We start from the raw sequence: 15,776 nt of genomic DNA on the forward strand, positions 1-15,776 counted from the left end.
ATTATGTTCAAAAAATTTAATGCAGGAAAAGTTGGTCTTTTTGTAGCAGGTCTTGCTTTTGGAACAGCAGGTATCAAAATCCTTACAAGCAAAGATGCTAAGAAAGTTTATACAGGATGCACCGCTGCCGTATTGCGTGCAAAAGACACTGTAGTAAAAACAGCAACAACTGTTCAGGAAAATGCAGGTGATATTCTTGCTGAAGCAAAACAGATCAATGCTGACCGTGCCGCTGCGGAAGCATATGTTGAGGATGAAGAAGTAACTGAGGCAGAAGAGACTCAGGCTGAGGAAGCACAGGCAGAATAATGAAATTTGCGATCAAACATGAGATAAAAGGACGTCTACGTGTACATATGGCGCAGCAGCGCATGACATATGAGCAGGCAGACGTCCTGCAATATTATCTGCAGCAGTCGGATCTCGTAGTAGATGCAAAGGTGTACGAACAGACAGCGGACGTTGTGATCAGTTATAACGGAGAACGGGCTGCTATTATACATTTATTATGTACTTTCAAATATCAGTTAGTAGAAGTACCGGAAGAATATCTGCAAAGTACAGGACGTGAGTTAAACTCAGAATATAAGGAAAAATTAATCTGTAAAGTCGTATGGCATTATGGAAAGAAACTGATTTTACCGGCACCGATTCGAAATGTGATCACGGTTGTCAACGGTATCCGTTATATATGGAAGGGATTGCAGAGCCTGCGACATCGCCGGTTGGATGTGGCTGTTCTGGATGCAACGGGGATTGCAGTATCACTGCTCCGTCAGGATATGGGTACAGCAGGTTCCGTTATGTTTCTGCTTGGAATTGGCGAGCTGCTTGAGGAGTGGACACACAAGAAATCTGTCGGTGATCTGGCACGAAGCATGTCTCTGAACGTAGAGAAAGTATGGCAGAAAGTTGGAGACCAGGAAGTTCTGGTATCTTCTTCTATCATCGAAAAAGGCGATGAGATCATCGTTCATGCCGGAAATGTTATCCCGTTTGACGGTGTGGTAACAGCCGGAGACGCTACCGTAAATCAGGCTTCCCTGACAGGCGAATCCGTACCGGTTGCAAAAACCGTAGATTCTTACGTTTACGCAGGTACTGTTCTGGAAGAAGGCGAGTTGACCATCCGTGTCGAGGCAACCGGAGGCGCTACAAAATACGAGAAGATCGTTACCATGATCGAGGATTCTGAAAAACTGAAATCTAATCTGGAAGGAAAAGCAGAGCATCTGGCAGATAAGCTTGTTCCATATACATTAGGTGGTACGTTACTGACCTGGTTACTGACCAGAAATGCCACAAAAGCACTGTCTATCCTGATGGTAGACTTCTCCTGTGCGTTGAAGCTGGCTATGCCGATTTCTGTGCTTTCTGCAATCCGTGAGGCACAGCAGTGTGACATTACTGTCAAAGGCGGAAAATATCTGGAGGCTGTATCAGAAGCAACCACCATCGTATTTGATAAGACAGGTACTTTGACAAAAGCAAAACCGACGGTGATCGATGTCATTCCGTTTAACGATTCCAAGCCGGAGGAACTGCTTCGTATTGCAGCCTGCCTGGAAGAACATTTTCCACATTCTATGGCAAAAGCCGTTGTGACAGCTGCCAAACAGAAAAAGCTGGAGCATGAGGAAATGCATTCCAAAGTAGAATATATCGTAGCACATGGTATTTCTTCCTTTATCGAAGAAAAACGTGTTGTGATCGGAAGCTATCATTTCATTTTTGAAGATGAAAAATGTGAGATTCCGAAAGATAAAAAAGATGTATTTGATAACTTGCCGGAAGAGTGTTCCTGCCTGTATATGGCAATTGATCAGAAGCTTGCAGCTGTTATCTGTATCGAAGATCCGGTACGTGAAGAAGCCGCGGATATTATTCAGGATCTGCGCGACAATGGTATCGAAAAAATTGTTATGATGACAGGAGATAGTGAACGTACAGCAGCAGCCATCGCGCGCAAAGTCGGTGTGGATGAGTATTATTCCGAAGTTCTGCCGGAAGATAAGGCAAACTTTGTAGAACAGGAGAAAGCACTTGGTCATAAAGTCATCATGGTCGGTGACGGAATTAATGATTCGCCGGCTCTGTCTGCAGCAGACGCAGGTGTGGCCATCAGTGATGGTGCAGCCATTGCCCGTGAGATTGCGGATATTACGATTGCAGCTGACAATCTGCATGAGATTGTGACATTGAAGAAGATCAGTAACAGATTGATGCAGAGGATCCACCGCAATTATCGTTTTATTGTGGGATTCAATGCAGGTCTGATCGCCCTTGGTGTTGGCGGAATCATTCAGCCGACCACATCTTCACTGTTACATAACACTTCAACACTGTATATCGGTTTGAAAAGTATGGAAAATCTGCTGAATGAGCAGGAGAAAAATGAATAGAAGCGTGTTGAGATAAGACAGCGATAGTGGTTAAGTGAAAAAACGTGGAACTTCAGATAAGAGGTTCCGCGTTTTTTTGTTACACAGGAAATTGATGAAACACTTTCTTATTTCATAATTTGGAAAAAATTTAATCAGCTTGCTCTTTTTTTCATGGAATATAGATTTTGGAGATGTCCTGTTTATTGGAAAATTGTTTATTTTCAGAGAAGTAATTGTTTTTTGTATGAAAATCCGCTATACTATCACAGGCAATTCATAGTAAAATAGTAAACAATAAAGAATCTTACAAAAATATATGGGTTCTGAAATGTTCGAATAATATCAAAAATACGATGGAGGATAGATATTTATGGAAGAAAATACTTCTTTGCATACAGAATGTGCGCATAAGCCGCGTCCGGCTGTGCTGAATCAGTTTTCCAGAACGGAACTGCTTCTGGGAGAAGACAACATGCAGCGCCTGTTCAACGCCAGAGTGGCCATATTTGGTATCGGCGGTGTCGGCGGATACACTGTGGAAGCACTGGCTCGTGTGGGCGTTGGAACACTGGATCTGATCGATGATGACCGAATTTGTCTGACAAACTTGAACCGTCAGATTTTTGCAACAAGAAAAACCATTGGAAAATATAAAGTAGATGTGGCGAAAGAGCGTATTCTGGAGATCAACCCGAAGGCGGTGGTCAACACATATAAGACTTTTTATATGCCGGATACCGCAGATCAGTTTGATTTTTCCCAGTACGATTATGTGGTAGATGCGATTGATACCGTAACCGGAAAACTGATGCTTGTGGAGCAGGCAAAAGCAGCAGGTGTGCCGATCATCAGTTCCATGGGAGCAGGAAACAAAATGGACGCGTCTGCATTTGAAGTGGCAGATATTTATGAAACTTCTGTCTGCCCATTGGCAAAAGTTATGCGCCGTGAGTTGAAAAAACGTGGTATTGATCATCTGAAGGTTGTTTATTCCAAAGAAAAACCAATGACACCGATGGAAGATACAGAAAACAGCTGTAAAAACAACTGTGTGTGCCCGCCGGGAACCGCAAGAAAATGTACTGTGCGTCGTCAGATTCCGGGAAGCATGGCTTTTGTACCATCGGTAGTCGGCCTGATTATTGCGGGTGAGATCACAAAAGATCTGACAGAACTGCCGCAGTAGAAAAGAGCTGGTTTTATAGTGATGATTAGAACTGTAAATGTAACTACAAGTGAGAATGAAACATATAAGTGACATAGAAATGGAGAGCATATGGGAGAAGTACAGTTATCCGTACAGGAACTGTCAGCGATGCCGGAAGACAGCTATCAGTTAGTTGATATCCGGGATGAGCGTGCACGTTCCTACGGTGTGATCCCGGGCAGCGTGGCTCTGAGCGCAGAGGAACTGCAGGAATCACAGGAAATTGATAAAAATAAAACAGTTGTTATTTATTGCCAGAAAGGTGAAATGAGTGTTCCGGCAGCGGAAGCACTGCAGGATGCCGGTGTGGATGCCAGAAGTCTGAAGGGTGGATACTTAGCATGGCTGATGGAATCCATGAAACAGAAAGAAGAAGCCCAAAAAGAGGAAGAGACTCCGGAGTATGTGGAGATCGAGCAGAGCATCCGCAAAAAGTTCCGGAAAACCATCTGGTGCCGTTTTACCCGTGCGGTACGTGAGTATGAGCTGGTAAAAGAGGGAGACAAGATCGCGGTCTGTATCTCCGGTGGAAAAGATTCCATGCTGATGGCAAAACTTTTCCAGGAGTTGAAACGCCATAACAAGTTTAATTTTGAAGTGGTATTTCTGGTTATGGATCCGGGATACAGTCCGGCAAACAGACAGATCATAGAGGCAAACGCAAAGAGAATGAATATCCCAATCACGATTTTTGAATCGGATATTTTCGATGCAGTATTTAATATAGAAAAATCACCGTGTTATCTGTGCGCAAGAATGCGCCGTGGACATCTTTACAGCAAAGCGAAAGAACTTGGCTGTAACAAGATTGCTTTAGGTCATCATTACGATGATGTCATTGAGACCATTCTGATGGGGATGCTTTACGGAGCTCAGATGCAGACCATGATGCCGAAGCTGCACAGCACAAATTTTGAAGGCATGGAGCTGATCCGTCCGCTGTATTTGATCCGCGAGGATGATATCAAGAAATGGCGTGACAGTAATGACCTGCACTTTATCCAGTGTGCATGTAAGTTTACCGATACCTGCAGCACCTGCGGTGGTGAGAACATATCAAAGCGTGTGGAAGTGAAAAACCTGATCCGTCAGTTGAAAGAGACCAATCCATTCGTGGAATCCAATATTTTCAAGAGCGTGGAGAATGTAAATTTAAGTACCGTCATCGCATACAAGAAAGATGGTGTGAAACATCATTTTTTGGATGACTATGATAAAGTGTCTGAAAAGTAGGATGTTTTATTTATCCATAAGATATAGGCGAAATGTCCATAGTTTTCAGAAGAATACATGGTAAAATAAATATATAAGAAACATCAAAAGAAACCGCAGAAAACGGAAGTTGAAAGAAGGAGAGGGAAAGCTATGTATTCTTATGACAGAAAAGGACCGAAACGTGGAGTTGCTTTGTATAGCTATTCTGCAGAATTTGGATTGACAAAAACATTGGAAGATTGTTTTGAGGATATTTATGATATGGGAGCGCATGGAATTGAAATTCTGGCCAATACCCACATTGAAAATTATCCTTATCCAACAGATGAATGGGTTGAAAACTGGTTTCGCCTTTGTGACAAATATGAAATTGTTCCAGTAGAATATGGTAACTGGATTGATTCTCATGTCCTTGGAGACAGAGATCTGACGACAGAGGAAGCTTATGAGATGCTGGCAAGGGATATCCGGCTGGCACATCGCCTTGGTTTTACTGTAATGCGTACAAAAATGCCGGTTATTGATGAAGACCTGTTCCCAGTGGCAAACTGGAGAGAAATCATTAAAATGGCATTGCCGCTGGCAGAAGAACTAAATATAAAAATGTGTCCGGAAGTACACACACCGACCAATCTGAAAGGAAAAATGGTACAGGATTTTGTGGATTTTATCAAAGAGACCGGAACAAAAAATTTCGGACTGAATATTGACTTCAGTGTATTCCGTACAGAGTTTGCAGAAGGAGAATATGTTTCTCCAAATTATGAAGCAAATGCACCAGAAGATCTGATTCCGTTATTGCCTTATATTTATTGCTGTCATGCTAAATTCATCCATATGAGTGATACGTTTGAAGAGACAACTATTCCATATAAACGTATTATCGAAGTAATGCAGGAAAATGGCTGGGATGGCTATCTGCTCAGTGAATATGAAGGTGCTGACAAATACGAACCTGGTTATGAGGTAGGACAGACTCTGCGCAAACAACATATTATGTTGAAAAATTATATTGGTGATTAAGGGGGAAAAGAGTATGGAACGTGAGGTAATTCAGTCTGTTGGATTTAGAAATATAAAGAAAGATGATAAAATTACGGGATTTCAGTTAAAAGTACGTCTCCCATATTACAGAGGTATTTTTTTGAGTCAGATTCGCCCGGGAACATTGATTGTGGATGGAGAACGTTTTGAAAAGGAAGATATTATCTGGAATATAAATGGGGAAGATTATACATATGAGGAAATGAAGAAAGATTTTCGTACACACTGGTCTGTATTGAAACCGGCTGTATTAAAAGTTAAAAAGGAAGGTGGTCTGTCACAGGGCTATCATGATATCACTTATGGCTTCTGTTTTACATCTTCCTATATGCCTCCAATGATGCAAAATGAGATCAGCTTGAATCCGGATAAGGAAAGTCCGATCTTTTTACCAGAATTCGGAAAACATGTAAATCACAGAAGATTATTAATTGTTTAAAACATACCTGATAAGTTGGTGAAACTGGAAAAGGCCTTCTTTGGACAAAAAGTGTCCGAAGAAGGTCTTTTTTGCGTACAGTTCACCCGCGCCATTCACAAAAGAGCTCGCTTGCGAGCGATACTTCTTGAATTTAGTTCAAGAAGGCTAAAATTCCTATTTTTGCTCATAAAACGGCGCTCCCTTCGTCCCTATTCATAAAGATAACTCCTTATGCGAGCATAATCGTAATCTTTACGAGTGGTACGAGTGAACTGGGAGAATAAAAAATATAAAAAACTTCAAAAACCTAGTTGACAAATAGGAATAATGGGAATATAATACACTCAACAAATAAAACATAGAAAACAGATATGATTTATAGGAGGACGAAACAATGGCTAACATTTATAAAGGAACACTTGGTTTAATCGGTAACACACCACTGGTTGAGGTTGCGAATGTAGAGAAAGATCAGAACCTCAACGCTAAAATCCTTGTAAAATTAGAATACTTCAATCCGGCAGGAAGTGTCAAGGACAGAATTGCAAAAGCAATGATCGAGGATGCTGAAGCAAAAGGATTATTAAAAGAAGGTTCCGTAATCATTGAGCCGACTTCGGGAAACACAGGTATTGGTCTTGCATCTATTGCAGCAGCAAAAGGATACAGAATCATCCTTACCATGCCGGAGACCATGAGCGTTGAGAGAAGAAATATCTTAAAAGCTTACGGCGCAGAGATCGTTTTAACAGAAGGTTCCAAAGGAATGAAAGGCGCCATTGCAAAAGCGGATGAACTTGCAAAAGAGATTCCAAACAGCTACATCCCGGGACAGTTTGTAAACCCGGCAAACCCGGCAGCTCACAAAGCAACAACTGGTCCGGAGATCTGGAACGATACAGACGGAAATGTAGATGTATTTATCGCAGGTGTAGGTACAGGTGGAACATTAACAGGTGTTGGTGAATATCTGAAATCCCAGAATCCGGATGTTAAGATTATCGCAGTAGAGCCTGCAACATCTCCGGTACTTTCCGAGGGCAAGAGCGGAGCTCACAAAATTCAGGGTATTGGCGCCGGCTTCGTACCGGACGTATTAAATACACAGGTATATGATGAAATTATCACAATTGAAAATGATGATGCATTTGAGAAAGCAAAACTTCTGGCAAAGAAAGAAGGCGTTTTAGTCGGAATTTCTTCCGGAGCAGCATTATCCGCAGCAATTCAGGTAGCCAAACGTCCGGAATTTGCAGGAAAAACAATTGTAGCATTATTACCGGATACAGGTGACAGATATTATTCAACACCATTATTCACAGAGGCATAGAAAAAACTGTGAGAGCAAGAATGTTTTAGAGTGATGTGATACGTTCAAGTGAATTTGAACTGTTATCAGAATCTGTGAAAGAAAGACAATAGCAGGATGGCAGACAGCAGATCCTGAACAGGACAGATTATGAAAGGCAAAGGTTGAGAGAAATGGCAGAGAAAATCGCAAGAAAAGACAGAAATTTTAAATTTGAGACATTACAGTTACACGTAGGACAGGAGAACCCGGATCCGGTTACAGATGCAAGAGCAGTACCAATCTATCAGACATCTTCTTATGTATTCCGCAACTGCGATCATGCAGCGGCACGTTTCGGACTTGCAGATGCAGGTAACATTTACGGACGTCTGACAAATCCGACAGAGGACGTATTTGAGCAGAGAATGGCAGCACTGGAAGGCGGCGTTGCAGCATTAGCAGTAGCTTCCGGAGCAGCAGCCATCACATACACCATTGAGAACCTTGCTCAGGCAGGTGACCATATTGTAGCAGCTAAAAATATTTACGGTGGTTCCTTTAATTTACTTGAGCATACACTTCCACAGTATGGTATCGAGACTACATTCGTAGATCCGTTCAACATTGACGAAGTAAAAGCAGCTATTCAGGACAATACAAAAGCACTTTACATCGAGACACTTGGTAACCCGAACTCTGATGTAGTAGATATCGAGACACTGGCAAACATTGCTCATGAGCATAAAATCCCGCTGGTAATCGACAATACATTCGCAACACCATATCTGGTTCGTCCGATTGAATACGGTGCAGATATCGTTGTTCATTCTGCAACAAAATTCATTGGCGGACATGGAACAAGCATCGGTGGTGTTATCGTAGACAGCGGAAAATTTGACTGGGAAGCATCTGGAAAATTCGCTTCTTTAACAGAGCCAAACCCAAGCTATCACGGAATCAGCTTCACAAAAGCAGTTGGACCGGCAGCTTTCGTTACAAAGATCCGTGCTATCTTACTGCGTGATACAGGAGCAACCATTTCTCCGTTCAACTCTTTCCTGTTTTTACAGGGACTTGAGACACTGTCCTTACGTGTAGAGCGTCACGTAGAGAACGCACTGAAAGTAGTTCAGTATTTAAATAACCACCCACAGGTAGAGCGCGTACATCATCCGTCTGTATCTGAGGATCCAAGCCAGCAGGCGTTATACAAAAAATACTTCCCGAACGGCGGTGGTTCTATCTTCACATTTGAAATCAAAGGTGATGAGCAGAAAGCAAAAGACTTCATCGACAATCTGGAGTTATTCTCCCTGCTTGCAAACGTTGCAGATGTAAAATCTCTGGTTATCCATCCGGCAACAACTACACACAGCCAGTGCACACCGGAAGAACTTGCCGATCAGGGAATCAAACCAAACACAATTCGTCTTTCTATCGGTACAGAGAATGTTGACGATATTATCCAGGATCTGGATGAGGCATTCAAAGCAATTCAGTAAAAAAATAAAAATAGTATAGAAATTCAGGCGGGTTGTATTACTGCAATCCGCCTGTTAAATTAAATGAAAAAATTTGGAATATGGGAGGTATTATAAAAATGAAGTTTTCGAAAAAAAGCAGATATGGACTGACCTCTCTGATTGATTTATCCGTACATTCCAAAAACGGACATGTGGCATTAAACAGCATTGCGGAACGAAATGATATTTCGCCGCAGTATCTGGAACAGGTATTTGCTGCACTGCGCCGGGCAGGCATTGTCAAAAGTATCAAAGGCCCGCAGGGGGGCTATCTTCTGAATCATCCGTCAGAGAAAATTACTGTGGCTGAGATTCTGGAAGCCCTGGATGGAACTTATCACATTGCAGATGAAGATACGACAGAAGAGGGTAACTGTAAAGGAATAGCAGCGGCCATTCAGACACGGGTAATTGATGAGGTGAACCGTCAGCTGGATCAGATTCTGATCAATCTGACACTGGCAGATCTGGTGAAAGAATATCAGGAATTTGAAAAGTACGACGAAAGTATGTACTATATCTAAAGAAATGTATGCTACTACTTGATTTTTATCAGTAAAAAATACTATAATACTAGGATAACATGGGGTTATATCATGACTGGAAGATACAGTCGATATAATCTGCAGATTCTTGAATAGTATGATAAAAAGGAGACGTAGCCTTTGAATAAAAAAGCAATAATCGCAATGAGCGGCGGCGTTGATTCCAGCGTAGCCGCTTTTTTAATGAAAGAAAAAGGATATGAGTGTATCGGCGCTACTATGAAGCTGTTTCAGAATGAGGATGTGGTTGTATGCAGAGAGCATACCTGTTGTTCCTTAGACGATGTGGAAGATGCCAGAAGCGTAGCCCGTGCGTTGGATATGCCATATTATGTGTTTAATTTTTCGGACCGGTTCAAAGAAGAAGTCATGGAAAAATTTGTATGTTCCTACGAAAATGGATGTACACCGAATCCATGCATTGACTGTAACCGTTATCTGAAATTTGAAAAACTGTTTTTACGTGCAAAAGAGCTGTCCTACGATTATGTAGTGACTGGTCATTACGCACAGATTAAATACAATGAAGACACCGGCCGTTATCTGTTGAAAAAGTCGGTAGATCTGAGTAAAGACCAGAGTTATGTGTTGTATTCTCTGACGCAGGATCAGCTGGCGCATGTGCAGTTTCCATTGGGCGGCATGCACAAGACAGAAGCCAGAGAAATTGCGGAGGCACAGGGCTTTATCAATGCCAAAAAGCATGATAGTCAGGACATTTGTTTTGTCGTAAACGGAAAATATTCGGATTTTATCGAGCAGTATCGGGAAAAAGCATATCCAGAAGGTGATTTTGTGGATCTGGAAGGCAATGTGTTAGGACGCCACAAAGGAATTATCCGGTATACTATCGGACAGCGAAAAGGGCTTGGTTTATCATTGAAAGAGTCTATGTATGTGGTAGCCGTGGATCCGGTGAAAAATCAGGTGATTTTGGGAAGAAACGAAGATCTGTTCTCCAGAGAACTGGTAGCAAATGACGTAAATCTGATTTCTGTGGATCATATCGAAGGGGAAATGCGCGTGAAAGCAAAGGTTCGCTATCGCCATGAAGAACAGTGGGCGACTGTGACACAGCCGGAGCCGGACAAGATCCGCGTGGTATTTGACGAGCCGCAGCGTGCGATCACCTGTGGTCAGGCCGTGGTTTTGTACGATGGAGATGTGGTTGTCGGTGGAGCGACGATCATTGAGACAGAGATCGCAAAACGGTATAGTTAGAATGGGTTGTAAAATGGGAAGTAAAGCAATGGAATTAGCACAGAAATTAATGCGTGAACATAATTTAACCAGGGAAGAGTTTGCGGAACTGCTCAAAATGGCAGATGATCCGCAAGTAGATGCATTGCTGGCAGAAGAAGCGGTCCGCATCCGAAAAGAGGTCTATGGTACCGACGTGTATACAAGAGGGCTGATCGAGTTTACCAATTATTGTAAAAATGACTGTTATTATTGCGGAATACGTAGAAGTAATTCGAATGCAAAGCGGTACCGTTTGACAGAAGACGAGATTTTGGCCTGTTGTGAGAACGGATACGAGTTAGGATTTCGTACTTTTGTTTTGCAGGGCGGTGAGGATCCGTATTATAACGATGACCGCATGGTGGATATCGTGCAGAAAATCCATGCCGGTTATCCGGATTGCGCGATCACATTGTCCATCGGGGAAAAATCCTATGAAAGTTATAAACGTTTCCGTGAAGCAGGGGCAGACCGTTATCTGCTCCGTCATGAGACTGCAAACGATGCACATTATCGAAAACTGCATCCAGAGGAAATGAGTCTGGCGGTGCGTAAGCAGTGTCTGTACGATTTAAAGGCACTTGGTTATCAGGTGGGTGCCGGATTTATGGTTGGTTCTCCGGAGCAGACTGCAGAGACACTTGCGGATGATCTGGTATTTTTAAAAGAGCTGGAGCCGCAGATGGTAGGTATCGGTCCGTTTATACCGCATCATGATACTATGTTTGCCATGGAGCCGTCCGGAAGTGTTCCGTTGACGTTATTTTTGCTGTCCGTGATCCGTATTATGCTGCCGCATGTATTGCTTCCGGCAACAACGGCGCTTGGAACTGTAGATCCGCTTGGTAGGGAAAAAGGATTGCAGCATGGTGCTAATGTTGTAATGCCAAACCTTTCACCGGTGAAAAACCGCAAACAGTATGATCTGTATGACAATAAGATCTGTACCGGAGAGGAAGCGGCAGAATGTCGTGGATGCTTGGGACGCAGAGTGGAGAGTGTCGGATTTGAACTGGTCAGTGAGCGAGGGGATTTCCGGTAATAGATTTTCCAGAGTTGTATTAAAAAACAAAACCATAAAACGAGAATATTCCAAAAGTGGAAAGATATTATCAATTCCAATGTAATATAATGAATTGATTGAGAAAGAAAAAGGTGAATAGTATGTCAGATATGAGCAGAAATATGGAAGGAAGAGAAGCAGAAGAAATTCTTGATTCCATTCTTGCTGATTATGAGCTGGATCGTACCATTGACAAAATGGAAGATTTTTACGATCAGCCGAATAAAGAAGTTATTATTGATATTATTGAAAAATTATTAAAAATTATTTATCCGGGTTATTACAGAGACCGTGCATACAAAAGTTATCATGCGAACCATCATTTATCAACATTGATTGAAGATGTATTGTATCGTCTCAGCAGACAGATCGCAAAAGTTTCTAAATTCTGTCCGCAGCTGGATGGAAAATGCAGAGAGCAGATTGAAAAAGAAAGTTACGAGATCACGGTAGATTTTCTGCGTCAGATCCCGAAGATCCGCGAGTATCTGGAAGGCGATCTGCAGGCAGCATTAGAAGGTGATCCGGCAGCAAACAGCTACGGCGAGATCATTCTGGCTTATCCGGGCTTGTTTGCCATCACAATTAACCGTCTGGCGCATGAACTTTTTATCCGTTCTGTACCGCTGATTCCGCGTATTATGACAGAGTATGCGCACAGTGTAACTGGAATTGATATTCATCCTGGCGCAACCATTGGAAAACATTTCTTTATCGATCATGGTACAGGTATTGTAGTTGGTGAGACGACGATTATCGGTGACAATGTCAAAATTTATCAGGGTGTTACCCTTGGTGCATTGTCTACCAGAGGTGGTCAGAAGCTGAAAAATGCGAAACGTCATCCGACCATTGAGGATAATGTGACGATTTATTCCGGTGCATCTATTCTTGGTGGTGAGACAGTGATCGGCAAAGATTCTGTCATCGGTGGTAATGCGTTTATCACAAAATCCATTCCGGCGGGAACAACGGTCAGCATTAAAGGTCAGGAACTGCAGTTCAAGCAGGGTGGAAAAACAACCATGGAGATCAGTAATTTAGATCAGGATGAGAACTGGTTTTATATTATATAAAACGTTTTCGGGTAATTGTGTGGTTTTAGATAGGTTATGAAAAGGGACTCTGCGATTTTGTCTCGCCCGCTAACAATCGCTGTTCGAGAAAAAATAGCCAGAGTCCCTTTGTCCAGACTGTGTGAAAACCACACTGCTTACCCTTACGTCATGGCGCACGTAGTGTGGCACGAAGTGCTATGTGGCGCAAAAATTTACGAATATCTTTGTGTAAATTGAGAACTTCTGTATTTTTTCTCAAGGAGCGATTGTTAGCGAGTGAGACAAAATACAGAAGTTCGTATGAATACTTAAAAAGTAAATTTTAAGCTACACAAATAAAAAATAAAAAAATCAGGAGGAGCCAAACAATGAGTTGTATTGATACACAATTTCAAGTAGACGAGAGTAAATGTGTGGGCTGTGGTTTATGCCAGCTTGCCTGTCCGTCTATGCTGATTGAAATGAATGAACATAAAAAACCAAGTCTGAAACCGGTAAAAAGCATGGACTGGTACGGCTGCTGGGGCTGTCAGCATTGTTTGACTGTCTGTCCGAACGGCGCCATCAGTGTACTTGGCAAAAAGCCGGAAGACAGTCTGCCGTTACCGAGTGATGCGATTGCCACAGATATGGAGCGTCTGGTCTGCAGCCGCCGTTCCTGCCGTCACTACAAAGACGAAAATGTGGATCCGGAACTTTTAAATGAACTGCTTGCGGCACTGGAGGCAACACCGACTGGCGGAAATAAGCAGAAAATGGAGTTCACGGTCATTGATGACCGCGCAGAACTGGACAAACTGCGCAAGATGATCTGTGAAGGTGTCCAAGACCTGAAAAAACAGGGAATCTATCCGTATTCCTGGGATGAGGAATCTTACGGAATTATGGAATCCCGCGGGCCGCAGGCTATGAACGGAGATATTTATTTCTGTTCTGCACCACATGTCATTATTCCACATATGCCGAAAAAATTTGGCTCGGCAGCAGTGGAAGTGGGAATTACTTTGGCTTACTTTGAATTGTTATGTGAATCTAAGGGACTTGGCTGCGTGTACCTTGGTTTCCCGATGAACGTTATGAAATTGCTGCCGGATGTATGGGCGAAACTTGGTATTCCGGAAGATCATTTCGTGGCAACAGCTATGGGATTCGGCTATCCGAAGTTTGAATATGCCCGCGGTGCACAGAAGAGTGGAAAACAGGCAATTCACCGGTTGACATTCTAAAGTAAGATTAGGAGGAGGCAAATGGAGAAGAATATTATATATCATGGAAGTAATGTAGAAGTATCGGTTCCTCGTATTCTCCAGAACGGTTTTTATAAAGATTTTGGATACGGTTTTTACTGCACAAGCTATGAAAAACAGGCGAAGCGGTGGGCACTGAAAACGTTGACTTTTGAAGGGAGCGAGACATTATGAAAAATAAGTACTTCCCAGATGAAGATATAGAAATGAATGATTTATATTTTGTATGTTATATGATAGAGCGTGTGGCTAGGCATATTAAGCAAAAAAATAAGTATGTTGTTAATACAATTGGACGAGATGGCTTATATCATTTGCTTAGTTGTGCAAATGTGTTACATTGTGAAAATCCATTGAAGGTAGAGGAAGACTGGATAAAGGATTACAATTTAAAAGCAGGAGACTATGATGTAACAGCTGTAGATCAGGAGTTGGCGACCGTTATTCCATCACCGCTTGATATGGGAGCTGTATATCAGCGTTTGATCAGAGATACTATAAGTTCTAAGGAAAATTATGTAGATGGAATAATGAAGGTGTATAATAATGAGATTTGCGATGTGATTGATAATTATAATTGCAGCGCATTTTATGAACCATCATATGTAATTGCAAGGGCATATCAGAATGGTGGATTTTAAAAGTATCGGTTTTTGGGAAAATTCAGGTGATAAGATGAACAGTACAATATATTTCTAAAGTCTGACAATAAAAAGAGGAACAATATCAAAAAATAAATGATATTGTTCCTCTTTTTGTTGACATAATTCCTGAAAATGCAGATACTAAAAGAACAAAGGTACAGGGGAGGAATCGTTTTTGCATTTTTACATTACGGGAGATACACACAAAAAATTTGACCGGGTGGAAAATTTTTGCCAGAATCATCACACCACACCGGATGATGTCATGATCATTCTTGGGGATTCCGGCATCAATTACTGGCTGAGTCCGAAAGATGAAAAATTAAAAGAGCGTGTGAATAGGATCCCAGTTACATTTTTTTGTATACACGGCAATCATGAAGGTCGGCCATGGGAATCTCCGGCGAATTATAAACTGGTGTCATGGCATGGCGGTCTTGTATACAAAGAAGAAAAATATTCGAATATTTTATTTGCAAAAGACGGGGAGATTTATGATTTTAACGGAAAATCTGTGGTGCCGATCGGTGGCGCCGGTACGGTAAACAAGGATTATCGCATTAATCATGGACTTCAGTGGTTTGCATCAGAGCAGCCGGATGACATGATCAAAGAATTTGTGGAGCAGCAGTTGGAAAAATCGGATTGGAAGATTGATATTATTTTATCTCATACCGTTCCGATTAAGGCGGAGCCAACCTGGGCTTTTAAGCCGCGAAAGGAACCGATTACTGTGGATAAAGGGACAGAAGAGTGGCTGCAGACGATTTATGATCGATTGGATTTCTCCGAATGGTATGCAGGACATTATCATGTGGAAACAGAATCTATGGGAATACGGATTATGTTTGAGGATTTTGATGAGATATGTCTGGATAATGAGTATGGAGAA

The 15,776-nt window shown here is 42.1% G+C and carries 16 protein-coding genes; all 16 read left to right on the forward strand.

Translation table 11 applies throughout. The features are described 5' to 3' along the window. The first annotated feature begins 3 nt into the window (after positions 1-3). Positions 4-309, forward strand: a complete 306-nt coding sequence (locus Q0I54_RS11210) for a DUF6110 family protein (RefSeq protein ID WP_296118742.1) — start codon at positions 4-6, stop codon at positions 307-309. Beyond that, positions 309-2,402: a heavy metal translocating P-type ATPase gene (locus Q0I54_RS11215; protein WP_296118720.1), complete on the forward strand. Its 2,094-nt coding sequence runs from the start codon at positions 309-311 to the stop codon at positions 2,400-2,402. Before Q0I54_RS11210 ends, Q0I54_RS11215 begins: the two co-directional genes overlap by 1 nt. A gap of 406 nt (positions 2,403-2,808) precedes the next feature. Next, positions 2,809-3,570 (forward strand): tRNA threonylcarbamoyladenosine dehydratase, encoded by a 762-nt coding sequence (locus tag Q0I54_RS11220; RefSeq protein ID WP_296118743.1) that lies wholly within the window; start codon positions 2,809-2,811, stop codon positions 3,568-3,570. Between the two features lie 90 nt (positions 3,571-3,660). Beyond that, positions 3,661-4,824: an ATP-binding protein gene (locus Q0I54_RS11225; RefSeq protein WP_296118722.1), complete on the forward strand. Its 1,164-nt coding sequence runs from the start codon at positions 3,661-3,663 to the stop codon at positions 4,822-4,824. A gap of 132 nt (positions 4,825-4,956) precedes the next feature. Beyond that, the gene (locus tag Q0I54_RS11230) at positions 4,957-5,829 is read left to right on the forward strand and encodes a sugar phosphate isomerase/epimerase (RefSeq protein WP_296118724.1); all 873 of its coding nucleotides are present in this window, start codon (positions 4,957-4,959) and stop codon (positions 5,827-5,829) included. A gap of 13 nt (positions 5,830-5,842) precedes the next feature. Beyond that, positions 5,843-6,289: a DUF6379 domain-containing protein gene (locus Q0I54_RS11235; protein ID WP_296118726.1), complete on the forward strand. Its 447-nt coding sequence runs from the start codon at positions 5,843-5,845 to the stop codon at positions 6,287-6,289. Positions 6,290-6,665: 376 nt separating this feature from the next. Then, the gene (gene cysK, locus Q0I54_RS11240) at positions 6,666-7,601 is read left to right on the forward strand and encodes a cysteine synthase A (protein ID WP_296118727.1); all 936 of its coding nucleotides are present in this window, start codon (positions 6,666-6,668) and stop codon (positions 7,599-7,601) included. A 152-nt stretch (positions 7,602-7,753) separates the two neighbouring features. Beyond that, complete coding sequence (locus tag Q0I54_RS11245) at positions 7,754-9,064, forward strand: O-acetylhomoserine aminocarboxypropyltransferase/cysteine synthase family protein (RefSeq protein WP_296118728.1); 1,311 nt, start codon at positions 7,754-7,756, stop codon at positions 9,062-9,064. A 98-nt stretch (positions 9,065-9,162) separates the two neighbouring features. Beyond that, the gene (locus Q0I54_RS11250) at positions 9,163-9,609 is read left to right on the forward strand and encodes an Rrf2 family transcriptional regulator (RefSeq protein WP_296118729.1); all 447 of its coding nucleotides are present in this window, start codon (positions 9,163-9,165) and stop codon (positions 9,607-9,609) included. 141 nt (positions 9,610-9,750) lie between these two features. Then, a complete protein-coding gene (gene mnmA / locus Q0I54_RS11255) occupies positions 9,751-10,851 on the forward strand; it encodes a tRNA 2-thiouridine(34) synthase MnmA (protein WP_296118731.1) in 1,101 nt (366 codons plus the stop codon). A 28-nt stretch (positions 10,852-10,879) separates the two neighbouring features. Continuing rightward, positions 10,880-11,914: a [FeFe] hydrogenase H-cluster radical SAM maturase HydE gene (gene hydE, locus Q0I54_RS11260; RefSeq protein WP_296118732.1), complete on the forward strand. Its 1,035-nt coding sequence runs from the start codon at positions 10,880-10,882 to the stop codon at positions 11,912-11,914. 122 nt (positions 11,915-12,036) lie between these two features. Then, a complete protein-coding gene (gene epsC / locus Q0I54_RS11265; protein ID WP_296118734.1) occupies positions 12,037-13,011 on the forward strand; it encodes a serine O-acetyltransferase EpsC in 975 nt (324 codons plus the stop codon). 350 nt (positions 13,012-13,361) lie between these two features. Continuing rightward, positions 13,362-14,219: a nitroreductase family protein gene (locus Q0I54_RS11270; RefSeq protein WP_296118736.1), complete on the forward strand. Its 858-nt coding sequence runs from the start codon at positions 13,362-13,364 to the stop codon at positions 14,217-14,219. Between the two features lie 21 nt (positions 14,220-14,240). Continuing rightward, positions 14,241-14,414, forward strand: coding sequence for a DUF3990 domain-containing protein (locus tag Q0I54_RS11275; RefSeq protein ID WP_296118737.1), 174 nt, complete (start codon positions 14,241-14,243; stop codon positions 14,412-14,414). Further along, on the forward strand, positions 14,411-14,881 hold the full coding sequence (locus Q0I54_RS11280) for a hypothetical protein (protein ID WP_296118739.1): 471 nt from the start codon (positions 14,411-14,413) through the stop codon (positions 14,879-14,881). The genes Q0I54_RS11275 and Q0I54_RS11280 overlap by 4 nt, the downstream gene beginning before the upstream one ends. A 178-nt stretch (positions 14,882-15,059) precedes the next feature. Further along, a partial coding sequence (locus tag Q0I54_RS11285; RefSeq protein ID WP_296118741.1) for a metallophosphoesterase occupies positions 15,060-15,776 on the forward strand: 717 nt, incomplete at its 3' end.

This window comes from uncultured Eubacterium sp., assembly GCF_934295145.1.
Lineage (GTDB): Bacteria > Bacillota > Clostridia > Lachnospirales > Lachnospiraceae > Eubacterium_I.

What these genes read in the sequence shown, in the direction of transcription:
- Q0I54_RS11210 (WP_296118742.1), top strand. Translation starts at nt 4, where the DNA reads ATGTTCAAAAAATTTAATGCAGGAAAAGTTGGTCTTTTTGTAGCAGGT.
- Q0I54_RS11215 (WP_296118720.1), top strand. Translation starts at nt 309, where the DNA reads ATGAAATTTGCGATCAAACATGAGATAAAAGGACGTCTACGTGTACAT.
- Q0I54_RS11225 (WP_296118722.1), top strand. Translation starts at nt 3,661, where the DNA reads ATGGGAGAAGTACAGTTATCCGTACAGGAACTGTCAGCGATGCCGGAA.
- Q0I54_RS11230 (WP_296118724.1), top strand. Translation starts at nt 4,957, where the DNA reads ATGTATTCTTATGACAGAAAAGGACCGAAACGTGGAGTTGCTTTGTAT.
- Q0I54_RS11235 (WP_296118726.1), top strand. Translation starts at nt 5,843, where the DNA reads ATGGAACGTGAGGTAATTCAGTCTGTTGGATTTAGAAATATAAAGAAA.
- cysK (WP_296118727.1), top strand. Translation starts at nt 6,666, where the DNA reads ATGGCTAACATTTATAAAGGAACACTTGGTTTAATCGGTAACACACCA.
- Q0I54_RS11245 (WP_296118728.1), top strand. Translation starts at nt 7,754, where the DNA reads ATGGCAGAGAAAATCGCAAGAAAAGACAGAAATTTTAAATTTGAGACA.
- Q0I54_RS11250 (WP_296118729.1), top strand. Translation starts at nt 9,163, where the DNA reads ATGAAGTTTTCGAAAAAAAGCAGATATGGACTGACCTCTCTGATTGAT.
- hydE (WP_296118732.1), top strand. Translation starts at nt 10,880, where the DNA reads ATGGAATTAGCACAGAAATTAATGCGTGAACATAATTTAACCAGGGAA.
- epsC (WP_296118734.1), top strand. Translation starts at nt 12,037, where the DNA reads ATGTCAGATATGAGCAGAAATATGGAAGGAAGAGAAGCAGAAGAAATT.
- Q0I54_RS11270 (WP_296118736.1), top strand. Translation starts at nt 13,362, where the DNA reads ATGAGTTGTATTGATACACAATTTCAAGTAGACGAGAGTAAATGTGTG.
- Q0I54_RS11275 (WP_296118737.1), top strand. Translation starts at nt 14,241, where the DNA reads ATGGAGAAGAATATTATATATCATGGAAGTAATGTAGAAGTATCGGTT.
- Q0I54_RS11280 (WP_296118739.1), top strand. Translation starts at nt 14,411, where the DNA reads ATGAAAAATAAGTACTTCCCAGATGAAGATATAGAAATGAATGATTTA.